Here is a 22,372-nt window from a genome sequence, read left to right on the forward strand (position 1 = left end):
CCGCCGGCCCGGCCGCACGGCACGCGCGCCCGGGCCGGGCTCGGCGTCGGCGGCGTGCGTACGTTGCCGTATCGTCAGTGCGGCATATTCAATCGAACACATGGCGGGTTAAGTGGTGAACGAGGACAACGCGCACAGGTTGGTCGACACGCTGGTGGCCCGTCATGACGACTTCATCGCGCGCTGGGCCCAGACCGTGGGCGAGTCGCTGCAGGGGCGGCTGAGCACGGCCGAGATGGAGCGCGAGCTGACCGATCTGTACGAGGCCGTCTGCCAGGCGCTCCGCACCGGCGGCCTGGACGACCCGGGCGAGCACTTCGGCGAGGTCCGCAGCCTCCTGATCGAGCTCTCCCGCAACCGGGCCCGGCAGGGCTTCACGCCCAGCGAGACCGCGCGCAGCGTGCTGGCGCTCAAGGAGGTCCTCGAACCGGAGCTGGTCAACGGCGAGGACGGCGTCCGCGTCTACCTCAGGCTGGCCCGGCTCCTGGACGACCTCGCCCTGCTGACGACGGAGGCGTACGTCAGGACACGCGAGGAGATCATCGCCTCGCAGGCCGAGCAGCTGCTGGAGCTCTCCACGCCCGTGGTGAAGCTGTGGGACGGCGTGGTGGGCGTGCCCCTGGTCGGCACCCTGGACTCGGCCCGCACCCAGGTCGTGATGGAAAAGCTCCTGCAGACCCTGGTCGAGAGCGACTCCACGCACGCGATCATCGACATCACCGGCGTCCCGACCGTCGACACCCAGGTCGCGCAGCACCTGCTGAAGACCGTCGTCGCCGCCCGCATGATGGGGGCGCAGGCCACCATCTCGGGGATCCGGCCGCAGATCGCGCAGACGATCGTCGCCCTCGGCATCGAGTTCGGGGACATCCCCACGAACGCCTCGCTGTCCGACGCCCTGCGCCAGGCACTCAAGGAGATCGCCCGGGACACCGAGGAGAACGCGGGAGCCCTGCTGTGACCGACCGCGTTCCCGTACTGAAGATCGGTGACACGCTGCTGGTCTCCATCCAGACCGATCTGGAGGACCAGATGGTGATGGACCTGCAGGAGGACCTCTCCAGCCGGATCGTCGAAACGGGCGCCAGAGGCGTGGTCATCGACATCTCCGCACTGGAGATCGTCGACTCCTTCGTCGGACGGATGCTCGCCACCAACGCGTCCATCTCCCGGATACTCGGGGCCGAGACGATCGTCGTCGGCATGCGGCCCGCCGTCGCCATGACGCTCGTCGAACTCGGCCTCTCCCTGAACGGTGTCCGCACGGCACTCAACCTCGAGCGCGGACTCAGGCTCCTGCGGCGGCTGACCGCGGGCCGCGCATGAGGAACTACGCGCAGGAAGCCACGAGCGAGAGCGTGCCGGTCGCCAGCAGCGCCGATGTCGTCACCGCACGGCAGATGGTCCGCACCCTCGCCCAGCGCAGCCGCCTGTCGCTGGTCCACCAGACCAAACTGGTCACGGCGGCGAGCGAACTGGGCCGCAACATGCTCATCTACGGCGGAGGCGGCGTCGTCCGGGCGGCCACCGTCGGCGAAGCGGGCCGCACCGGGATCTTCGTGGAGTTCGCCGACCAGGGGCCCGGCATCCCCGACATCGACCTGGCCCTGACCGACGGCTGGACGTCCGGCAACGGCATGGGCCTCGGACTGAGCGGCGCCAAACGGCTCGTCGACGAGTTCGACATCGAGTCGGGACCGACGGGCACCACGGTGCGCATTGTGAAGTGGGGCCGGTGACCGCGACCCTGGTCTGCGAAGCCGGTGACGTCACCTGGCTGCGCGCGGACGTCGCCCTCGCGGCGGCCGCGCGCCGCACCGCCGGACACCTCGCCCGCAGCATCGGCCTGAAGGCCGAACGCGTCGCGCAGGTCGAACTGTGCGTGACCGAAATGGCCACGAACATCCTCAAGCACGCGGAGGACGGCGCCCTCGCCCTGCACGTGGTCCGCTCCCGCGACCGCGCCGCCGTGGAATGCCTGGCCCTGGACACCGGACCCGGCATGAGGGACCTCGGCGCGGCCCTGCGCGACGGCACCTCGGGAACCGGAACGCTGGGCATCGGGCTCGGCGCCATCGCACGCACGGCCGACAGCTTCGCCGTGCACACCCTGCCGGGCCGCGGCTCGGTCGTCCACACCCGGTTCTGGACCCCCGACGGCCCCCCGCCGGACGCCGGCCCCGTCGAGGCCGGCGGCCTGACCCGCCCGATCGGCGGCGAACAGGTCTGCGGGGACACCTGGGCCGTGCGCACCGTGGCACGCGACGACGGTGAGGCCACGCTCGTACTGATGTGCGACGGCCTGGGGCACGGGCCCCTGGCCGCCCGCGTCTCGGAGCTGGCCCGCGGCGCCTTCCGCGAGAGCAGGGGCACCAGCCCCGGCGCCGTCATGCAGGACGTGCACCGCGCACTGAAAGGAACCCGCGGCGCCGCGGTCGCCCTCGCCCTCATCGACGCACGACGCCACCGCGTGGAACTCATGGGCGTCGGCAACATCAGCGCCCTGGTCACCGCCGACGGCGGCCGCACGGGACTGCTGTCCCTGCCCGGCATCGTCGGCCTGCAGCTTCCGCGCCCGCGCACCTTCGACGCCGCGTTCCCGCCCGGCGCCGTGCTGGTCATGCACTCCGACGGCCTCAGCGACCGGTGGAAGCCCGCCGACTTCCCCGGTCTGTTCGCCCACCACCCCTCCCTCGTCGCAGCCCAGCTCCTCAACCAGGCCGGCGTCCGCCGCGACGACGCCGGCATCGTCGTGGCCGGGCACAGGCGGCCGTGAGCGGCGGGCCGGCCGCCCAGGAACTGGTCACGATCGCCCTGCGGGAGGACCGGGACGTCTTCGCCCTGCGCCGGTTCAGCCAGTCCGCGTGCCGGGTCACCGGCATCGCGGGCCCCCCTCTCGTCCGCCTCGCCACCGTGGTGAGCGCGGCCGGCGAACACCTCCTGGGCGCCGCCCGGCTCACCGCACGGCTCTGCCTGGAGGACACCGGCCACCCCATGCTGTCCGTACGCTTCCGCTGGCACGGACCGGCCCGTCCCCGGCCCGAGATGCTCAAGTCCGCCACCCGCCTGCTCGACGCGTGCACCTACCGCCCCCCGCAGCCAGGCGGCGGCCACGAGCTGACCTTCGCCCTGCGCGCCCCCGCCACCGCCCGGCCCCTGCCCGAACTCGCCGCCGACATCGCCGGCAGACTCAACCGGGCGGACGGCCTGGACCTCATCGACACCCTGCGCGTGCAGAACAGCCAGCTCCTGGCCGCCCTGGAGGAATCCCAGCAGCAGCAGGAGGAACTGCAGCAGCTCAACGCCGAACTGGAGGAGACCAACGCCGGCGTGGTCGCGCTCTACTCCGAACTGGCCGGCGAACTGGAGAAGACCAACAGCGGCGTCGTCGCGCTGTACGCGGAACTGGAGGACAAGTCCCGCCAGCTGGAGCTGGCCGACGAGTACAAGACCCGCTTCTGGGCCAACGTCAGCCACGAGCTGCGCTCCCCGGTGAACTCCGTCATCGCCCTCACCCGGCTCCTGCTGGACCCCGCCGCCGACGCCCTGACCCCCGAGCAGAGCCAGCAGGTCGCCCTCGTGCAGTCCTCCGGCAGCACCCTCCTGGCCCTCGTCGACGAACTCCTCGACGTCGCCAAGGCCGAGTCGGGCAGGCTGGAGCCGCACCCCGCCGACACCGACCTGCGCTCCGTCCTGCACCAGCTGCGCGGCACCCTCCACGGCACCGCGCACCCCACCGTGAGCCTGCACATCCCCGACTACGCCCAGCGGTCCGTCCTGCACACCGACGAGACCATGCTGACCCGCGTCCTGCGCAACCTCCTGTCCAACGCGCTGAAGTTCACCGTCGAGGGCTCCGTCACCCTGGACGTCACCGAACACGACCGCAACGGCGCCGACTGGTTCGTCTTCACCGTCCTCGACACCGGCGTGGGCATCCCCGCGGACGAACTGGACCACGTGTTCGAGGAGTTCTACCAGGTACGCGGCCCGCACCAGCGCGGCCGGGCCGGCACCGGACTCGGACTGCCCTACGCCCGCAAGCTCACCGAACTGCTCGGGGGCACCCTCACCCTGCACAGCGAGGCGGGACGCGGCACCCGCGTCACCGTGGAACTGCCCGGCCGCACCCCCGCCCCCACCCCGCCCACGCCCGGCACCCCCGCCCCCGCGGGACCCGGGCGGAGCACCGCACCGCGGGCACCGATCTGGCGGTCGGTGGTGGTCGTCGACGACGACGAGGCCTTCCTCGCCGGCCTGCGCCCCGTCCTGGAGCAGCTCGCCGCGGCCGTCACGATCCTCACCGACAGCACCCGGGCCGTGCGGACCGTCGAACGAGAACGCCCCGACGCCGTCCTCCTCGACCTGAACATGCCCGGCGCCGACGGCTACCAGGTCCTCGCCCTGCTGGCCGCCGACCCGGCCACGGCCCACCTCCCCGTGGCCGTCCTGACCGCCCTGGACCCCGCCCACGTCGACCGCTCCCGCCTCACCCACGCCCGCGCCGTCCTGAACAAGTCACACCTGACGGCCGAGCGCATCGCCACAGCCATGACCGGCCCGCCGGGTCCGCCGGGTCCACCCGGTCCGCCTGGTCCGTCCGACCCACCTGGTCCGTCCGGTCCGTCTGGCCCGCCTGGTCCGCCCGGTCCGCCTGGTCCGTCCGACCCACCTGGTCCGTCCGGTCCGTCTGGCCCGCCTGGTCCGCCCGGTCCGCCTGGTCCGTCCGACCCACCTGGTCCGTCCGGTCCGTCCGGCCCGCCTGGTCCGCCCGGTCCGCCTGGTCCGTCCGACCCACCTGGTCCGTCCGGTCCGTCCGGCCCGCCTGGTCCGCCCGGCTCGCCTGGTCCGTCCGACCCACCTGGCCCGTCCGGCCCGTCCGACCCGTCCGACCCGCCTGGTCCGGCCGGCTCGCCTGGTCCGTCCGACCCGCCCGGCCCGTCCGATTCATCCGATCCGTCCGGCCCTTCCGGCCCGCCGGGTCCGCCGCGACACCCCGCGGCACCGCCTCACCGGCCGGCGCCGACCGGCGCCCCCGCACCGGCCGGCCCTCCCGGGCCCCCGCCGACCGCCGAGCCCGCAGACCCACCCGCCCACGACCGCAGCGCCGAGGAACGCCGATGAGCCACGCACTGGAACAGGACAGATCTCCGGCACAGATCCTCGTCGTGGACGACAACCCCACCAACCGCTACGTCCTGGCCACCACCCTGCGCCGCGCCGGACACCAGGTCCTCGAGGCCGAAGACGGCACCCGGGCCCTGGAACTGCTCGCGCCCGGCGGCGAGCAGCCGGAGGCCGCCGTCATCGACGTCCGGCTCCCGGACATCACCGGCCTCGAGGTGTGCGAGCGCATCAAGAGCGACCCGCTCACCGCCTCCATCCCGGTGATCAACATCTCGGCGTCCGCCATCACCGTCCAGGACCGCACCCAGGGCCTCTACCGCGGCGCGGACGCCTACCTCGTCGAACCGATCGCCCCCGACGAACTCCTCGCCACCATCACCGCGAGCCTGCGCTACGCCCGGGCCCGCCGCCGCGCCGAGCGCCTGGCCGAACGGCTGCACCTGCTCAACACCGTGACCCTCGCCCTGTACAGCGCCCCCGACGCGGGCGAACTGATCCGCGCGACGGCCAAGGGCGCGGCGGCCCTCCTGCGCTGCGCCGCCGCCGCGATCCTCACCACCCCCCAGGGCCACCCGGTCATCGCCCACACCTGGCACGACGACCCGGCGGACACTTGCTCCGCCGAGCCGCAGACACATCCCGCGCCCGGCTGGGCCCAGGACGGCGAACGAGTGCGGGCCTGGGCCGCCACCGGGCAGGCCGTCCCCCTGCCCTGCCTGCCCGCCGAACTGAAGGCCCCCGCCGACCGCCGCGTGGTCGTGGGCCGCACCAAGACCGAACGGCCCCCGGTCGCGCTCCTCGTCCCCGCCGGCGCCCTGACGACCCAGGACGACGAACGGCTCCTCACCCAGCTCACCCAGGCCTGCGCACTGGCCCTGGAAGCACTGCGCAGCTACAGCGAGGAACACGCCCTGGCCCTCACCCTGCAACGCAGCTTCCTCCCCGAGAGCCTGCCCCACACCGCACGCGCCGACCTGGCCGTGCGCTACCTCCCGGCCGGCGACCACACCGAGATCGGCGGCGACTTCTACGAGGCCATCGACACACCGGCCGGCCTGGTCGTCGCCGTCGGTGACGTCGCCGGCCACTCCCTGGACGCCGCCATGGTGATGGGACAGATCCGCCACGCGCTGCGCGCCTACGCCACCGAGGGCCACCCGCCCCAGGCGATCCTCTCCCGCCTGGACCGCCACCTGACGACCGTCCAGCCCGGTGCCACCGTGACCCTGTGCGTCGTCCTGGTCGACCACCGCCACGACACCCTCCACATCGCCAACGCCGGACACCTGCCGCCCCTGCTGCGCGCCCCCGACGGCACCACCGCCTACGTCACCGAGCACGGCCCGCTGCTCGGACTCGGCCTGCCCCACCCGCCGGCCCACCAGGTCACCGCACCCCCCGGAACACTCCTGCTGCTCGTCACCGACGGCCTGATCGAGCGCCGCCACGAGGACCTCCAGACGTCCCTCGCCTCCCTGGCCGACGTGGCCGGCGAGGACTCCGCCGACCCCGAGGAGACCTGCACGCGCCTGCTGCGGCGGCTGTCCCCCGACGGAAACGACGACGTGGCCCTCATGGCCGTACGCCTCAACCCCACCACCACCGCCCGACCGCACCCCCTGCCGAGGCCGTAAAAGGGGCAGCCCCGTGCGCCGGAACCGCCGCCCGGCCTCCGTGCGCTATAGTTGATCTTGAGGTCGCCGCCGGAACCCCGGTCGGCCGCCCGTGCGTTGGTGGTCCAAGGAAAGACGTCCCGCTTCCTGCGGGGAGATGCAGGTGCAAGGCCTGCCCGGCGCTCCACACACCGAGACCCCGCCTCCACGCTGGAGGCGGGGTTCTTCGCATCCCCGGATGCGGCCGGGGCCGCACCCGCCCGGCACCGGACGGATACGGCCCCCGTGCGGCGCCCTACAGCTGCGCCTGCCCGTAGGGGACGACCCGCACCGGGCCCGTCAGCCCGTACGGCTGGCGGGCCGTCGTGCCGAAGACGGCCGGGTTGGTGATCCGCAGCCGGTTGACCAGGGGCGTGGCGACCTCGACCTCGATGACGTTGTCGCCGCCGCGCAGCCGCGTGCCCAGGTCGGCCACCGGGTGGGTCCGGTCGATCGCCGGCAGCGGCTCGCCGTTGACCGTCACCCGGCAGGTGTCGCTGACCTGCCCGAGTTCGAGGTAGGCGCCGTGCGCCGCGCTCCAGCCGGCGGGCAGCGTGAGCGTGGTGCGGTAGGTGCCGATGCCCGCCACGTCGGCGAGTTCGGGGATCTGCGACCACGGCAGCAGCTGGGTGAGGGTGAGTTCGTGCCGCGTGACCTCGGTGCGGGCCGCAGAGGAGCCGGGCCGCCAGTCCTCCACGGTCAGCTTCCAGCTCGTCGGCGTGAGGGGGCCGGGCACGTCGCCGATGCGGGTGGTGACCGTACGGCCCTGGGACAGCCGGGTGGTGTACGTGCCCGCGGCGGCCGCCCGCACGGCCAGCCCGTCCTCGGTGAACAGCGCCCGGTCCGCGTCGGTGGCCACGGCGTGCGGCCGGTTGCCGAGCCGGCCGGCGAACAGGCCGGGCCGGCCCAGCGCGACGATCAGCGTCTGCCCGGGCTGCAGCCGCACGCGCAGGGTGATGTCGTCGCCGTCCTCGCTGTACTGAGCGAGCCGCACGATCTCACCGCTCCACGCGTCCAGCACGTACGGCACGGTGTTCTTCCCGACGGTGCGGCGCAGCGTGACGTCGTGGTCGACCGCGGCGACGGCGGGCTTGACGGTCTCGGCGTGCTTGCCGTTGCACAGGTAGTAGAAGTCCGCCTCCTCGGTCACCCGGTGGGCGTTGAGCACCGTGGACGCGGCCGGGTACCGCACGTCGGCGCTGACGCCCAGCTGCGCCAGCGCCGCGCCGACGGCCGTCTTGTCGCTGACGCGCCGCACGTTGGCCAGGGCGAGGAGTTCGCCCATCACCTGCCGCAGCCGGCCGCTCTCCCCGTCCGCCGGCACACCGGGGGTGAGCGCCTGGTCGAAGGCGCCCAGGAACACCACCGGCAGTCCCGCCCTCGCCAGCGCCAGCAGCTTTTCCGCGTCGGCCAGGGCGAGGGTGGGGGAGGAGGAGTAGAAGAAGTCGCCCTCCACGAACAGCGCCTTGTAGGCGGGCCCGTCCGGCGCGAGCCGGCCACCGCGGACGGTGGCGTTCGGCAGGTCGAGCAGCGGGCTGCTGAGGAACTGGTGGGTCCAGCCCAGCGGCACGCCGGTCGAGGTGAACCAGGACGCGCCGATGCCGGTGGCGGTGTAGCCGGTCTGCCGGAAGACCGCCACGTCCGCGCGGGGCGTACCGCTCTGCAGCACCGCGTGCACCCGGCCGAGGTAGCCGGAGATGTCCGCCACGTGCCGCCAGGTGGGCTGCCGCGGCCCCCACGACTCGCCGTAGCCGGGCGCTCCGTTGTACGGGCTGAACGCGGCGAACCCCGGCCAGCTCACCCCGGGGGCGGTGGCGTAGGAGAAGCCGTGGATCACCGTCTGGTTGACGCCGGCCGCGTACGCGCCGCCCATGGTGCGCAGGAACCGGTCCCAGGTGGTGCTGTACGCCGAACCGGCGTACGCCCCCGCCTCGCAGGACAGCACGGTGTGCCCGGCCATGTCCCGGCCGCCGGCCAGGCACCGGTAGTCGTCGAGGTTCTTGAAGCCGAGCGACTCGCCCTCGGGGATGTCCAGCAGCGCGCCCGTGGAGATGGCGTCGGTCTGCAGCCCGTACGGCTGGGACCGCAGCCGCATGCCGAGCCCGTGCGCCCAGTCGCGCAGGGCGCTGACGTGGTGGCGGTTGTACAGCTGGGAGACCGTCTCCCAGAAGTCGTGCCGGATCTCCTGGGTGAGCTGCGCCTCGAACGCGAACACCTGGTTGCCCTTGTCCAGCACGAGGGCCGCGAGGTGCGGCAGCAGCGGGCGCCCGGTGTGCTCCTTGAAGGCCTCGGGCAGTGCCGGCGTCCACTGCAGGCCGTTGGTCTCCAGTTCGAGGGAGTCCTCGAAGAAGGCGCCGCCCGCGGCCCGCAGCAGCCGGCGCACGGCAGGGGTGAGGATCTGCTGCTCCCAGTAGCCGGTGACGGCGGCGGTGCCCGCGGCGCTGAAGTGGTCGACGACGCAGGCGGCGGGCACGGAGTGCGGGCCGGCCTCGGGCTGCTGGCCCGAGCCGCGCTGCCAGTAGGAGATCAGCACCCAGTCGCCGTCGTCGGGGGCGGTCCAGGTCAGCTTCCCGTCCCTGACGCGGTCGCCGAGGTCGGTGACGCTGGCGGCGTCCAGACCGGTCTCCTTGCGGGTGGAGTGGGCGGTGTTCACCCGGGCGGCCTGGACGCCGAGGAGCATCTGCTCGCCGACGCCGGAGGCGGCCGCGCGCACGGACGCGGGCACCGGGCCGTCGTAGGTGGTGCCGCCGGCCACCAGGACCTGGCCGTGGGCGAGTTCCTTCACCGCGGCCTCGTCGTCGGGCGTGACGCCCGGCACCGCGGTGGGCCAGCTCGGGCCCAGGGTGAGGTCGATGGTGAGCCCGCGTCTGGCGGCCCGCTGGAGGGCGGCCTCCACGCCGTCGCGCCAGGGCCGGCTTCCCCAGCCGTGGCGAGCGGTGTCCAGGGCGGCCGTGTCCCTGATGCTGTGGTGGACGGCGGCGATCTCGGCGCCGCCGAAACCGGCGTCGGCGATCTGGTCCACCTCGCGGGCGATCTCGTCGGGGTCGACCAGCCCGTCCGGCCACCACCAGCGGAACTTCGGCCGGACGGCGCGTGAGGGGTCGGCGAACCAGTCGGCGCCGGTGAACCGCCCGGCCGGGTCGGCGGCCGCCGGGGCCGCGGGGAGCACCGGGCCGAGGGCGGCGACGGTCCCGGCCGCCGCACCGGCGGCGAGGATCGAACGGCGGGTGACCCCGCGGCGCTGCGAGAAGGTCTCGTGCATGTTTCCAGCCTCAAAAGAAGTACGGCGTGCCGAGTGAAACTTCGGAAGACAGCGAATGAATCGTTTCAAACCAGGGGGGCGCCGGAACGCTAACCGCGCGGTGAAGCCGGGTCAAGAGGTTGGACAACGATTCAAAAGAGCGGGACAGTGAGCATGCGGCCCACCGCCGCGCCCCGACAGCCGGTCCACACCGGCGACGTGACGGGCCGTCACCGCACCCCCCGCCCGGTCCCGGCCCCGCCCGCGGCGCCCGGTCGCCCACGGGTGTGCCGGCGCCCGCCGCCTGTTACCGAATGCGGACAGACCGGGGGGGGGGGGGGGGGGGGGGACAACACCCTGCCCGGCGTCATCTCACGGGGTGCGAAACAGCCGATGCGGCCACCGCCCTGCGGGAGCGGGACGGGCGCCGCATCCTGACCGACCATGGGGGAGTTCATCATGACCACGCACCGCGCCCACCGCACCGCCCGCTGTGCCGCCCTGGCCGCCGCCACCGCCGCGCTGGCGCTGGGCCTGACCGCCTGCGGCGCCGGCGGCGACTCGAAGGCGGACGGCGCGGACCACGCCGCCGCCACCACGCAGAACCGGCCCGCATCCCACGGCAACGACAACGGCAACGGCAGCGTGGAGCAGGCCGTCAGCACCAAGGGCGGCGCCGAACGGGCGGCGCGCCCGGCGGCCGCCATGGGCGCGGCGGCCCGGATCGCCGGCACGAGCACGACGGCCGGCACCCGCCCGTGCCGCGGAGACGAGATGCTGGTCACCGCGGTGCACCGGTTCGCCGGCCAGCCGGGCGACCACCTGCTGCTCACCGCGTCGAACGAGGGCACCACACCGTGCTGGGTCACCTCCTACCCGGCCGTGAAGCTCGACGACGACGGCGCCGCACTGCCGCACTCCAAGAAGGACGCCCCGGGCGGCGACAAGCGCATCACCCTCCGGCCCGGAGCCAAGGCCTACAGCGCGGTGAACCTCTTCGACTACGGCTCGAACCACCACACGGCGCGCTCGTTCGCCCTCGCCCTGCGCGGCGCGGACGGTCACGTCGGCCCCTTCTACTCCGTCGACGCCAAGGGCCACAAGCCGCAGTTCAGCTGGAACGAGGCCGATGTGCTGAACTGGAACACCAAGAAGCCGTACGACTTCTGACGAACCGTCGGCCAGCCATGCGCCCGAAGGCGCCGGCCCCCGCCTTCGGCCCCGCCCTTCCCCGGCCGTCGTCTCTCCGTGCGGCCGGTGGGGGCGGGGGCCGCCGGCTAAGGGCTGTCCGGCCAGGCGAATCCGAGCTCCTCCGCGCGTTCGCGGCTGCCACCGCACACCCGCGCGTAGGACTTCGGATCCTCGTGGGCCAGCCGGCGCAGAGCGGCGGCGGCCTGTGACTCGGGCGCGGTGCCGTCGTCCGTGATGACCCAGCGGAACTGCAGGGGCCTATCCGCCCGTTCCGGTCTGCCGGAGGCGAGCCCGGGCACGTACCAGAAGGTCACCACGGCGGTGTCGGGGTCGTCGCAGCCGCTGCCGATCCAGCCTCGGCCCGCATCCCACCGGCTCAGCAGGTCCGGGTTCTCCACCAGCCCCGCCTTGATCAGCCTGGCGACGGCACGAGTGCGCCAGGACCAGGAGCAGTCGGTCGCCGCCCGGGCGATCTCCGCTTCGTAGGCCGCGGCCTCGAACCGGCAGGCGGGCAGTGCGGGTGCGGGCTCACGCGAACCCGGCAGGGTCTGCCGCCAGTTCTCCCACACCACCTGATGCGCGTCCCGCCGGATCGTGACGTAGAGCGCGCCGCAGCACCCTTCGGTGCAGTTCGCCTCCGCCAGTTGCACTTCGCGCGGCTCGGTGCCGGCCCGCAGCCGGCCGTCGTCCAGGAGGTACTCGGGGCTGTGGGCGGGGCCGCGGCCGAACAGCGCCGGCACCACCGGACGGCCGTCGATGAGCACCCGTGCCTCGATGGGAGCCCGGTGAGCGGGGTCGCCGGCGACCACCTCGATACGGAACCCGCCGGACGCGGCGGGACTCCTGAACGGCTGCCGTCCGGTGCGGCGGATCCAGTCGCTGCGCCGCCGCTGCTCCGCATCACCCGCGCTGGCGCCTGCCGACACCCACCGAGGCTCGGCCAGCAGCCGCCCGAGCGCCTCCAGCAGCGCCGCGCGCAGCCCGGGCGGCCAGTCCAGCAGCACGCCGATGCCGCTGGACAGGTCGAGGGCGAGCGACAGCAGCATGGCGGCGTTGTCGAGGGTGGGAGGCAGACGACCGGCTCGGCTGACGACGAGCTCGTACACGCGGAGCCCGTCGCGGTAGGCGAGGAGGTCGCTCACGTCGCCCCGTGACTGACCCATCCGCACGAGGAGCCCGCCCGCGCGGGCGAGCAGGCGGGTGTCGTCGGGGTCGCCGTCGAGCAGATCGGTCAGCTGACAAGCCTCCGCGATCCGGCGGGCGACCGCGCTGTTGACGAAGCGCGGCGAGGCGGGAAGCGAGACCAGCTCCGCGCGCACGGCCCGCCGGTCACCTGCCCACAGCGCATGAACGAGCGGCTGCAACTCGTCGCGGCGGGCGCGGACCGCGAGCCACACGACAGCCGCGCTGCGGCGGTCGAGGAGGTCGAGCGCGTCGACCGCCATGCCGGTGAGGTCCCGGAACACGGCGAGGACACGCAGGCAGGCGACGTCCTCGAGGGTGCCGAGACGGCCCAGCAGGGCGATACCCGCGGTGACGGCGGGCACCGTCGACGCGGTCCGCACGAGCCGCCGCCCCAGGGTGCGGGCCGCGTCCCGTTCCCCGGCCGGCAGCGGCAGTTCGGCGACGACGGACCTGACCAGGTGCCGGTGGCGAGCCTCGACACCGAGGCGTGCGAAGCGGCGCTGCAGGGTGACAGCGTCGCCCGGGAGCGGGCTGAATGCCTCCCGGACGCCGCTCCACGCCTCTTCCCCGGAAAGCGGACGTGCGCCGGTCGCGGTCCTTCGCGGCAAGCCGTAGCCGCGCCAGGGCGGGATCCCGCCGGCGGATCCGCCCAGCAGGTGCCGGGCCTGGTCGTACAGAGCGGTCGGGGCGGTGAGCGGCGCGTGGCGCTCTTCCCGGGCGCTCACCGGGTGGAGTGGGACTCGATTCCGTAGCTCATGCGCGCAGCCTGCCATCCGGTCGCGCGGTCTGTCGAAGGAATTGCTGCCGCCCCGCCAGAGCGCGCCGGGTGCGGGACGTGGTCGAGCCTGTGCTCGTCGCCCCGGCCGGGGCAACGATCTGACCGGTTCGGCAGTCGTAGGCAGTGACCCGCACCGGCCTCCTGCACCCGCCACCGACCGCCCGCTCGGGCGGTGGCCGGCAGCAAGGCCCGTCATCCCCCGGGAGGACCCATGAGCCGCTTCGCCGCACCGTCCAGCGACAGACGAACGCGCGGGCGTGACATCGCCTCGCTCACCGCCGCCTCACCTGCCCTGCCGCGCAAGCCCGTCGGCCGCGCCACACGCCGCGGCCTCGTGGTGGGGGCCGTCGCCGTCATGCTGACGGCACCGGGCGCCCCGGCCGGCGCCGCGCCCGGCGATCCGGAGGTCGGCGGCGCCACCGTCAACTCGGGACACGACGTCGTCGTAGGCGTCACCCGCAACGTGCGGTTCCCGGTCACGGTCACCGGATCGGACGACCCCGGTCTGGTCTTCGCCGACGTGGACCTGAAGGGGCCGCACGGCGGTTTCTACACCACCGACGCGTTCTGCGAGACGACGACGGCATGCACGACGGTGTTCACCGTCAACGCCCACCCGGCTCCGGGCAGCGACGACCCGGTGGACCTGGCCAACGCCAACGCGGGAACATGGTCGGTCGACGCCTTGGCCGACCTCGGCAGCGGGGAGTCCGTCTTCGCCCCCGGTGTGGGGTCGTTCGGCCTCAAGCGGGCCGCGCGGCTCACCGTCGACGCCGCACCGGAACCGGTGGCCAAGGGCGCTCGCATCACCGTCACCGGCAAACTCGTGAGGGCCGACTGGGACACCTACCGGTATGCGGGATACGCGGGCCAGGCCGTGAGACTGCAGTTCCGGCCGAAGAACAGCAGCACGTACACCACGGTGGCCACGGTGAACACCGGCGGCACCGGAAGCCTGCGCACCACCGTCAAGGCAGTGAAGGACGGCTGCTGGCGGTGGAACTTCACCGGCACCCGCACCATCGGCCCGGCCAGGACGGCCGGCGACTACGTCGATGTGCGTCCCTGACGCGGTAGGCACACCGGTGGTGCGGCCCCTTCTCGCGCCCCGCCTCCTGCCCCCGGGCCCGGCCTTGTCGTGCGGAGCCCGCCCGTGGGGCTCAGTCCGCCGCGCGGGTGACCGCGGCGCCCTGGCGCAGGGCGCGGGGGATCTCGGCGGCCTCGTCGACGGCCGCGATCAGTGCCTCGACGAGGGCCCGCGGCGCGTCGCTGTCGACCTCGACGGCGTAGGAGATGCCGGTCGATCTCCACCGGGAGGTGTCGAAGCCGCCCTCCGCCCGCACCCGGACACCCAGCAGTTCCACCCCGGCGGCCTCGGCCTCGCGGTAGAGGTCGTTGAGCACGCACGCCGCCACCGCCAGGTTGAGCACGTGGCCACCGGTGAACGCCGACCGCACCCCGACGCCGCCGGGCGTCCACCGGTGCGGGAGCCGGACGTCGTCGCCGTCTTCCGCACCGTCCTGCGCCAGGAACGACCCCGCGCTCGCCACCACCGCGAACCGCTCATCCATGCCTGCCTCCTGTGGCCGTTCACGCGGCCGCAGCCCGGCCCGGACCCGTCCACGCATCATGGCGCAACCCGGGGCGAGAAGGAGGGGACTTCGCACCGAAGGGGTCCGGCCGGCGGACCGGCGGGTCAGACGCGGACGCCGAACATGAACGGGCCGCCGATGGTGTCCATCGACTCGTACCGCACGACCGTGCCGGTGCGCGGGGCGTGCAGGATCTGGCCGTTGCCGGCGTAGAGGCCGACGTGGTGCAGGTCGTTGAAGAAGAAGACCAGGTCGCCGACCTGGAGCTGGCTGCGGGTGAGGCGGGTGCCGATGCCCGACTGCGCCTCGGAGGTGCGCGGTATGGAGACACCGGCCTGGGCGTAGGCCCACGAGGTCAGACCCGAGCAGTCGTAGGAGGAGGGGCCGGTGGCGCCGCGGACGTAGGGCTTGCCGATCTGGCTCCGGGCGGCGGAGAAGGCGGCGGCGGCCCGGCCGGAGGCGGAGGTGTCGTTGCCCAGGTCCACGCGCTCGCTGGAGGAGCGGTTGGCGCGCTGCTGCTCGGCGGCGAGGGCGGCCTTCTCCTTGGCGGTCAGGGTGTTGAGCAGCTTCTGCGCCTGGGCGAGCTTGCTCTGGACTTCCTTCTTCTTGTTGCCCAGCTCGGTGCGGGTGGCGGCCAGGTCCTTGAGCTTGTCGGTGGCCTCGGCCCGCTGCTGGGTGAGTTGGCGCTGCTTGTCCTGGATCTTCTTAAGCGCCTCGACCTGCTGGGCGCTCAGCTGGTCGAGGGTGGAGGCCTTGTCGAGGTAGTCGTCCGGGTCGGCGGACAGGAAGAGCTGGACGGAGGGGTCGATGCCGCCGGAGCGGTACTGCGCGGTGGCCAGCGAGCCCAGGCCGTCGCGGAGCTTGTTCAGCTCCTGCTGGCCCCGGGCCACGTTGTCCTGGATGGTGGAGATTTCCTTCTGCAGCTTCTGCTGCTTCTCGTTGGCGCCGTTGTACTTCTCGGTGGCCTGCTCGGCCTGCTCGTAGAGCGTGTCGACCTTCGCCTTGACCTCGTCCTTGCCGAGCTTCCCGCTCGGGGCGGCGTTGGCGGCGTTCGCGCTCAGCGCGACGGCGGCCGCGGCGGCGGTGGTCAGCACGGTGACACGCGTGCGGCTGGGCTGCTTGGGTCGACGATGCGATCGACGATGCGACGTCACGAAAATCGGACTCCTGTTCCTTCGGCCACCGGCCGGTGCGCCGGTGACCCGAGCGGGGGGCGGTCCTGCACAGGGGAGAGGGGGGAACCGGCGTCCCCCGTCACGGAGAGTGGATCACGGGCACGTGGCGGGAGACCATGCAGAACTACCGGCAGAAGTAGGCCCGTTGGCGCCCGGTGTCCGTCCCTGCCGCGGCGGGCCGCCAACCGGCGCGACGACCCCCGCCCGCGGCGCTCCGACGTCCCGGGGGAGAGCCCCAGCACACATCGGTCACTCTTCGTGTTCACTCGGGTGGGTGACGTGAAGGGGCAGGGACGGTCAGGCACGGGTGACATGAGGAGGGGCGTTCGCACCCAGACGGGTGCCCCCCGGAAGGAGGACCTCGTGTTCCGCCATTCGACACGCACGCTCATGGTCGGTCTGTGCGCACTGGCCGTCGCCGCTCCGGCCACGCCGGCCCTGGCCGGAGGCCCGCAGCCGGTCCCGCCCGCCGCCGCCCGGACCCTCCACACCCAGACGTTCGCCGACGTGACCACCGCGATGAAGGGCGAGGCGTACGCCTACGCCGCCTACAACCTCTTCGCCGCCGAGGCCGACCGCCAGGGCCTAACGGCCGCCGCCGGGCTCTTTCGCAGCACGGCCCAGACCGAGCTGAACGAGCACCTGCGCGAGGCGGCCGCTCTGGCCGGGACCGTCGGATCCAACGCGGCGAACCTGCGCCAGGCCATCAACGGCGAGACCTACGAGCACCAGGTGATGTACCGCGGCTTCGCCGACCGGGCCCGCGCCGACGGAGACCTCGCGGCCGCGAAACTCTTCACCGAGATCGCCGCGGACGAGGGCCGTCACCGCGACGCCTTCCGCGCGGCCCTCACGGCCGTCACCACCGGCCGCGGCACCGTCCCGGCGCCGTCGAAGGCCGACATGGTGCCCGTGCCCGCCGGGGCGGCCAAGGTCAAGGCCGCCCGCACCAAGGCCAACCTGGACACCGCCCTGCACGGCGAGGCGCTCGCCCACGCCAAGTACATGCTCTTCGCCGCCTACGCCCGCAAGAGCGGCAACAGCGCGCTGGCCCGCCTGTGGGAGGGCACGGCCAAGGTCGAACTGCAGGAGCACCTCGCCGGCGAAGCGGTCCTGGCCGGCCTGGTCCACACGACCAAGACCAACCTGCGCACGGCCGTCACCGGCGAGCACAACGAGGCGACCACGGTGTACCCGCAGTTCGCCAAGCGGGCCACCGCCCTCGGTGACACCGCCGCCGCCCGCTACTTCCGCAACACCGCCGCGGACGAGTCCCAGCACGCCGCGGCCTTCCAGAAGGCGCTCAACCAACTGCACTGACCGCTCGCACCACCGGGAGACCGACCGCACGCCACAGCCAGGGCGGTGGTCCGGCCGACGCCTCACCCAGGCCGGCCGGACCACCGCCCCACGCTTTTCGTGCACACGGCGCACAGAAGGCGGACCCGACGCGGACCCCACGCGTTCGTTCCGCGTACCCCCTCAGCCACGGTCCGCCCTGTCTGCCGGGCCGGCGGATCGTGTCACCGCGGCAGTCGCACAGCGGTGCGCCGGGGGTCGGACAGCGGTGCGCCGGGGCGCCACGGGCCGGCCGGCGCCGGGGAGAGCTGCCAAAATGCTTCCGTTACCCAGACGGAGGACATTTGTTCGTTTTCATGTGCGCGGGATGCGGCGCCGAGTTGACCACCCCGCTGTCCCAGGTCGCGCTGCCGGTCCACGCCCGGCAGACGTACGGCAACGGGGCCCAGCTTCCCGTTCTCATGGAGTCCGGGACGTTCGCCGTGGACCCGGACCCCTGGGGAGGACCGTGGCGGATGTGGGACGAGATCGATCCGGGCGAGGCGGAGGCCCGCGGCATCCACGCGCCGGTCCACGCCCTGTCCGACGGCACACCAGGGGCGAGTGTCATCGCCCCCGGCGACGTCCGTGGAACCCGGCTGATTCCCGAGAAACGCGGCGGCGCCTGCTGCGGCCTCGACGGAGCCGACGGACCCAACATGGCCTGCGAGGCCTGCGACCTGCCGGTGGCGACCAGGGTCGACGACTGCTCCCTCTGGCAGGCGGTGCGGCTCAGCCCGGACGCCGTGCACCGCGTCCCCGTCGACGGTGCCCACGCCGCGCCCCTGTCCTGGACGGAGCTGGCGAAGAAGGGAGAGAAGACACCCCCCTTCGAGCCGGTCGCCACCTGGGGAGGACGACTGGGCCCGGACCACTACTGGTCCTGGAGCCCGCGCTGGGAGGCGGCAGCCGGCCATGCGCTCGCCCACCTGCTGGTCGCCTCCCGAGGACAGCCGGTGAACGTCCCGGACGGTCTGACCGCGGCCGTCTTCCAGCGCGCGCTCGACGCCCTGCTACCCGCGGGCCCCCCGAAGCGGCGCGCCGTCCTGGCCGGCCCGGGACAGCCCTCCCCGGACGCGGGCGCCGACATCCTCCTCGTACCGGTCCATCCCCAGACAGGCCGGATGTGGGCCCCCGCCGGCCCGGCCGCAACGGCACACCTGGTGCCGCTGCCGCTGGGGGTGTGGCTCTGGCTGGTCTCTCCCCAGCCCTGTCTGCCGGTCCCCGCGTCAGGCCGCATACCCCGGGACGTCCTGCGCGACGACCCGCCCCCGCTGCCCCCCGGCCGCCTGTTCCGGGCCGACCGGGGAACCTTCCAGCACACCCTGGTCCGGCAACCGGCCGTCCGCAGCCCATGGCTGCGCACGATCCTCGAGAACCTCACGCAGGGCACCCCGGCCGACCTCTTCTAGCCGGCGGCGCACCACGGCCGAGGTGGACCCGGCAGCGGTGGGCGGCCGCGGGCCGGTCCCGGTCCTAGCGGCCGGCCCCCGGCGTGGCCGTCGGGTGCCACTCGCGGCGCAGGAGGCCGAAGACCCAGGAGTCGGAGACCTCGCCGCTCACGACGCAGTCCTCGCGGAGGGTGCCTTCGCGGACGAAGCCCAGCTTCTCCAGGACCCGGGCCGACGCCGCGTTGCGGGTGTCGGTCTCGGCCTGGACGCGGTTCAGGTCCAGGGTGTCGAACGCCCACCGCAGGACCGCGTGCGCGGTCTCCGTGGCATAGCCGCGGCCCCACGCGGCGGCATCGAAGACGTAGCCCAGGGACGCACTGCGGAAGTCCGGGTTCCAGTTGTTCAGGGCGCACCAGCCGATGAACGCGCCGTCGCAGACGCGGTCGACGGCCACCCGCGCTCCGGTGCCTTCCTCCTCGATCGTTCGGCAGGCGGCGATGAAGCGCTGGGCGCGGGCCGGTTCGGTCCACGGCGGGGAGTCCCAGTAACGCAGCACGTGGGCGCTGCTGTGCAGCGCGTAGAGCGGCGCCGCGTCGGCGTCGGTGAACGGCCGCAGCCGCAGGCGGCCGGTGTGCAGCTCGGGGGTGGGCAGTGCCATACGGGGCATCCTGCCGTGTCACGCTCGCCCCCGGCCATCCGTTTGCCCGGACGGCCGGGGCGCGTACGTTCCCGGCGCCGCCGGACGCGCCGCTGGCCGACTCCTCAGCCCCCGGTCCCGTCCGCCCCGCCGCGAGCGCCGGACAGGCACACGCATCCAGGACAACGCACACTGGCCGTAGTGGTGAAACTTTCGGTCACTGACGCGCCTGCACGCTGCTGACGCACCCTCCCGGGGCGCCTCGCCGGGCAGGAAGAAGGGGGTTCCCTCCCAATGCCGGACGACACCGTGACAGCGCCCGGGACCGGCTGGGTGGCCAGATGGGCAGGAGCGCTGCTGTGCCTCGTGGTGGCCGGGGTCCATGTCGTGGACCAAGGCGGCTTCACCACCACGCGGGACCCCTACTACATCGGCGTCGCCTACCACGTCCTGGAGATCGCGGCCGTGATCGCCGCCGTGCTGCTCCTCGCCAATCGCGTCCGCGCGGGATGGCTGCTGGCGGCAGGGGTCGCCGCAGGCCCCGTGCTGGGCTACGTCCTCTCCCGAGGACCGGGCCTGCCCGGCTACCGCGACGACGTCGGCAACTGGACCGAGCCGCTCGGACTGGTCAGCCTCGCCGTCGAAGGCGCCCTGCTCCTCCTGGCCGTTCCGCTTCTCGCCCTCAGCCGGCCCCGCGGGCCCCGCTGACGACGCCGGCCGGGGCGCCCCAGCCGTGGCGAACGCTTCGGTGCGGCCCCGGCCGGCTTGAACTGTCCGGGCCCGCCGAGCGGGCCTACGCGCGACGACACTGGCGGAGAGGGCAGGATTCGAACCTGCGTGGGCCCCGAAAGGCCCGACCGTGAGGCATGCTCGCTGGTCCCCGATCAACCACTCCGGGCACCTCTCCCCGTGTCCGGCCCCGGGGTGTTCCCCGCGCCGTTCACGTGAACAACTCTGGCAGGGCCCCCTGACGCATGCCTGACGCCTTGCTGACGGAGGGGGGAGGAGGACGCCGAGCCGGCCCGACGGACGCCCGCCGCGCGGCCCCCGTCACGCCGCCAGGCCCGCCGGGACGAGCGGCTACCGGTCGTGGCGGCGCAGAGCGGCGAGCGCCTGTGCGAAGGCCGAGTCCGGCGCCGCCCGGCCGATGTCCTCGACGAAGTCGCCGGCGCGGATGTCCGGAGGGATGCCCGGGCCGTCGAAGGTCGTGCCGGAAGGGGTGAGGTACTCCTCGTTCGGCAGACCGAAGGCCCAGCCGTTGGGCAGGACACGGGTCAGGATGTCGGAGAAGACGCCCTGCGTGTTCTGTCCCACCCGGACGGTCCGGGCCGGGCGTTGCATGAGGGCCTGGGTCAGCGTCTCGCCGGCGCTGTAGGTCTCGCCGCCGGTGAGCACCGCCAGAGGCCCGGTGTACCGGAACCGGCCGGGCGCGGGCCGTACCCGAACGGGCTGTGGCCGGGTGAACTTCGCCGGGTCGTCAGGGGTGTTGCGGACCTGCTTGGCGTAGGCGAGGTAGGGGGCGTCGGTGAGGCGTTCGGCGACCCGCAGCGCCAGCGCGTCGGAACCACCGCCGTTGATCCTCAGGTCCAGGATCAGGTGCTTCAGACCGGGCTCGATCACCTCGCTCAACGTCTCGTCCAGCACGGCGCTGTTGCGCGCGTAGGTGGGGCCGGCCTCGTCGTAGCCGCCGAAGCCGGAGATCCGCAGGTAGCCGGTGTCGTCCGGCAGCCGGGCGTAGCCGATGCGGCCGCCCGCGAAGCTCCGCAGCCGGGTGCCGCCCAGGTCCCGCTGTTCGATGTACCGCTGGGCTCGCTGATCGAGTTCGGGGGAGGGGACCGTGGTGCCGGGCCGGCCCTGGGCGAAGAACCCGGTGCCGTACGCGTCGAGGAACACGTGCGCGTCTCCCAGCGGCAGCACCATCGACCGCAGCAGCGCGAAGAGTTCGGCGTCCGTCATCCCGTCCCGGACCTTCGGCCGGTAACGGTTCCCGACCGCCTGCCAGTCGATGCCCTTGGCGGCGAAGAAGGGATAGTTCTCCTGGAAGGTCTGCCAGAACGTGTCGAAGACCGCCCGTGCTCCCACCGGTGCCGCCTGGGCGCACCGGCCGGGCAGCGCCGCAAGGCGTCGCAGCTCCCGGTCGCCGACCGACCCGTCGACGTGCAGGGTCGCGCTGTGACCGAGCCGCCGGGGACGTATCCGGTAGACGGTCGCATCGGCGCCGGTGTAGACCACCGCACCGTCGCCGCCGCGCCCGGTGCGCCGTAAGCCGCCGCCGGGCAGACAGCTCACCGAGGTCACCTGATACTCCCGCAGCCGCCCTTCGTGAATGGACAGCACGGTCCCGTAGCCGTCACTGCGCCACACACCGTCCACCCGGCCGGCCGGGCCTCGCGCGGCACCAACGGCGCCCGCGGGAGCGGCAGTTCCGGCCGCCACCGCGAGCAGCACCGCGACCGCCACACCCCTGCCCCGGGCCCGCCCCCCGAATGCCGCCCTGCCCGCCCTGCCCGCCCCGGCCGGTCCGCTTCCGGTACGCACGATCACTCTCCCCGTCAGATCCCTCGGCACCATCCCTTCATGATCTTCGGCGGGTGAGTGGGCCCGCTATCCGGCTGGCAGGCCCGGCCGGGCGGGGGAAATCCCCACCCCTCGCGCGGACGCCCGTGCCCTCGTCCGCACCGGCAGCGGCGGCCGCGGCGCCCGTCGGCTCCGCCCCGCTCTAGCACGGCTGAGTGCATCGGGTCTGCAGCGACGCGCCGCGGCGACACGAGTGAGAAGGCGTCAGAATGTCACCTGGAAAGCCTAATAGTATGTCAATCGGCCTTTTCTCTAACTAATGTGATGATTAGTCAGATCGTGGTGCGGGCCGGAAAATACCCTGTTCGGAGCCCAATCGCCAGTATTCCGATATGCCTGTCATGTCGCTTATGGGTAAATTCGCTCATGAGTCGGCCGACGGGTCGGCGTCTCTCTGTACGACAGGAGATCGTGAGATGAAGCTTCGTTCGACCGTGGTCACCGCAGCTGTGTCGGCTGCCGCGGCTCTGGCCGCGACCGGTATCACC

General features: G+C 73.4%; 16 protein-coding genes and 2 pseudogenes. 11 read left to right on the forward strand and 7 right to left on the reverse strand.

Annotated features, from left to right (window positions below; genetic code table 11):
* Positions 1–112: 112 nt before the first annotated feature.
* The 6 genes and pseudogenes from TNCT1_RS34950 (at position 113) to TNCT1_RS34975 (ending at position 6,761) form a co-directional block, all read left to right on the forward strand.
* Positions 113–961: an STAS domain-containing protein gene (locus TNCT1_RS34950; RefSeq protein ID WP_143640270.1), complete on the forward strand. Its 849-nt coding sequence runs from the start codon at positions 113–115 to the stop codon at positions 959–961.
* Complete coding sequence (locus tag TNCT1_RS34955; RefSeq protein WP_143640272.1) at positions 958–1,326, forward strand: STAS domain-containing protein; 369 nt, start codon at positions 958–960, stop codon at positions 1,324–1,326. Before TNCT1_RS34950 ends, TNCT1_RS34955 begins: the two co-directional genes overlap by 4 nt.
* Positions 1,323–1,739 (forward strand): anti-sigma regulatory factor, encoded by a 417-nt coding sequence (locus TNCT1_RS34960; protein WP_143640274.1) that lies wholly within the window; start codon positions 1,323–1,325, stop codon positions 1,737–1,739. The genes TNCT1_RS34955 and TNCT1_RS34960 overlap by 4 nt, the downstream gene beginning before the upstream one ends.
* Positions 1,727–2,776 carry an ATP-binding protein gene (locus TNCT1_RS34965; RefSeq protein ID WP_174266557.1) on the forward strand — a complete coding sequence of 350 codons (1,050 nt, stop codon included), beginning with the start codon at positions 1,727–1,729 and terminating at the stop codon, positions 2,774–2,776. Before TNCT1_RS34960 ends, TNCT1_RS34965 begins: the two co-directional genes overlap by 13 nt.
* Positions 2,773–4,638, forward strand: a pseudogene (locus TNCT1_RS34970) (ATP-binding protein); the annotation flags it as partial. The gene TNCT1_RS34965 and the pseudogene TNCT1_RS34970, both read left to right, overlap by 4 nt.
* Positions 4,639–5,120: 482 nt before the next feature.
* Entirely contained in the window at positions 5,121–6,761 is a 1,641-nt protein-coding gene (locus tag TNCT1_RS34975; protein ID WP_143640280.1) for a fused response regulator/phosphatase, read from the forward strand.
* A 274-nt stretch (positions 6,762–7,035) separates the two neighbouring features.
* Here TNCT1_RS34975 and TNCT1_RS34985 read toward each other — a convergent pair whose 3' ends face one another.
* Positions 7,036–10,041, reverse strand: coding sequence for a glycosyl hydrolase (locus TNCT1_RS34985; protein WP_143640282.1), 3,006 nt, complete (start codon positions 10,039–10,041; stop codon positions 7,036–7,038).
* Between the two features lie 438 nt (positions 10,042–10,479).
* On the opposite strand from TNCT1_RS34985, the gene TNCT1_RS34990 reads away from it, so the two are divergent.
* A complete protein-coding gene (locus tag TNCT1_RS34990; protein WP_174266558.1) occupies positions 10,480–11,190 on the forward strand; it encodes a DUF4232 domain-containing protein in 711 nt (236 codons plus the stop codon).
* Between the two features lie 107 nt (positions 11,191–11,297).
* On the opposite strand, the gene TNCT1_RS34995 is transcribed toward TNCT1_RS34990, so the two are convergent.
* Positions 11,298–13,121, reverse strand: a complete 1,824-nt coding sequence (locus tag TNCT1_RS34995) for a hypothetical protein (RefSeq protein ID WP_143640286.1) — start codon at positions 13,119–13,121, stop codon at positions 11,298–11,300.
* Between the two features lie 264 nt (positions 13,122–13,385).
* Between TNCT1_RS34995 and TNCT1_RS35000 the strand changes: the two genes are divergently transcribed.
* The gene (locus tag TNCT1_RS35000; protein ID WP_235903059.1) at positions 13,386–14,243 is read left to right on the forward strand and encodes a calcium-binding protein; all 858 of its coding nucleotides are present in this window, start codon (positions 13,386–13,388) and stop codon (positions 14,241–14,243) included.
* A gap of 91 nt (positions 14,244–14,334) precedes the next feature.
* Here TNCT1_RS35000 and TNCT1_RS35005 read toward each other — a convergent pair whose 3' ends face one another.
* Together TNCT1_RS35005 and TNCT1_RS35010 are read right to left on the reverse strand one after the other, a co-directional pair.
* Complete coding sequence (locus TNCT1_RS35005; protein ID WP_143640288.1) at positions 14,335–14,745, reverse strand: OsmC family protein; 411 nt, start codon at positions 14,743–14,745, stop codon at positions 14,335–14,337.
* Between the two features lie 125 nt (positions 14,746–14,870).
* Positions 14,871–15,926 carry an NlpC/P60 family protein gene (locus tag TNCT1_RS35010; RefSeq protein WP_373920530.1) on the reverse strand — a complete coding sequence of 352 codons (1,056 nt, stop codon included), beginning with the start codon at positions 15,924–15,926 and terminating at the stop codon, positions 14,871–14,873.
* Between the two features lie 378 nt (positions 15,927–16,304).
* Between TNCT1_RS35010 and TNCT1_RS35015 the strand changes: the two genes are divergently transcribed.
* Together TNCT1_RS35015 and TNCT1_RS35020 are read left to right on the forward strand one after the other, a co-directional pair.
* Positions 16,305–17,261, forward strand: coding sequence for a rubrerythrin family protein (locus tag TNCT1_RS35015; RefSeq protein WP_235903060.1), 957 nt, complete (start codon positions 16,305–16,307; stop codon positions 17,259–17,261).
* Between the two features lie 323 nt (positions 17,262–17,584).
* The gene (locus TNCT1_RS35020; protein WP_143640292.1) at positions 17,585–18,691 is read left to right on the forward strand and encodes a hypothetical protein; all 1,107 of its coding nucleotides are present in this window, start codon (positions 17,585–17,587) and stop codon (positions 18,689–18,691) included.
* 64 nt (positions 18,692–18,755) lie between these two features.
* On the opposite strand, the gene TNCT1_RS35025 is transcribed toward TNCT1_RS35020, so the two are convergent.
* Positions 18,756–19,328: a GNAT family N-acetyltransferase gene (locus tag TNCT1_RS35025; protein WP_143640295.1), complete on the reverse strand. Its 573-nt coding sequence runs from the start codon at positions 19,326–19,328 to the stop codon at positions 18,756–18,758.
* Positions 19,329–19,601: 273 nt separating this feature from the next.
* Between TNCT1_RS35025 and TNCT1_RS35030 the strand changes: the two genes are divergently transcribed.
* Positions 19,602–20,015, forward strand: a complete 414-nt coding sequence (locus tag TNCT1_RS35030) for a hypothetical protein (RefSeq protein WP_143640297.1) — start codon at positions 19,602–19,604, stop codon at positions 20,013–20,015.
* A gap of 101 nt (positions 20,016–20,116) precedes the next feature.
* Here TNCT1_RS35030 and TNCT1_RS35720 read toward each other — a convergent pair.
* Positions 20,117–20,214 (reverse strand): annotated as a pseudogene (locus tag TNCT1_RS35720).
* Between the two features lie 173 nt (positions 20,215–20,387).
* Positions 20,388–21,671, reverse strand: a complete 1,284-nt coding sequence (locus TNCT1_RS35035) for a S41 family peptidase (RefSeq protein WP_235903061.1) — start codon at positions 21,669–21,671, stop codon at positions 20,388–20,390.
* Between the last annotated feature and the right edge of the window lie 701 nt (positions 21,672–22,372).

This window comes from Streptomyces sp. 1-11, assembly GCF_007176755.1.
Taxonomy (GTDB): Bacteria; Actinomycetota; Actinomycetes; order Streptomycetales; family Streptomycetaceae; genus Streptomyces.

Excerpts from the sequence above, each read along its gene's own strand:
- TNCT1_RS34975 (WP_143640280.1), top strand. The coding sequence starts at position 5,121 with ATGAGCCACGCACTGGAACAGGACAGATCTCCGGCACAGATCCTCGTC.
- TNCT1_RS34960 (WP_143640274.1), top strand. The coding sequence starts at position 1,323 with ATGAGGAACTACGCGCAGGAAGCCACGAGCGAGAGCGTGCCGGTCGCC.
- TNCT1_RS35025 (WP_143640295.1), bottom strand. The coding sequence starts at position 19,328 with ATGGCACTGCCCACCCCCGAGCTGCACACCGGCCGCCTGCGGCTGCGG.
- TNCT1_RS34990 (WP_174266558.1), top strand. The coding sequence starts at position 10,480 with ATGACCACGCACCGCGCCCACCGCACCGCCCGCTGTGCCGCCCTGGCC.
- TNCT1_RS34985 (WP_143640282.1), bottom strand. The coding sequence starts at position 10,041 with ATGCACGAGACCTTCTCGCAGCGCCGCGGGGTCACCCGCCGTTCGATC.
- TNCT1_RS35005 (WP_143640288.1), bottom strand. The coding sequence starts at position 14,745 with ATGGATGAGCGGTTCGCGGTGGTGGCGAGCGCGGGGTCGTTCCTGGCG.
- TNCT1_RS35000 (WP_235903059.1), top strand. The coding sequence starts at position 13,386 with ATGAGCCGCTTCGCCGCACCGTCCAGCGACAGACGAACGCGCGGGCGT.
- TNCT1_RS35030 (WP_143640297.1), top strand. The coding sequence starts at position 19,602 with ATGCCGGACGACACCGTGACAGCGCCCGGGACCGGCTGGGTGGCCAGA.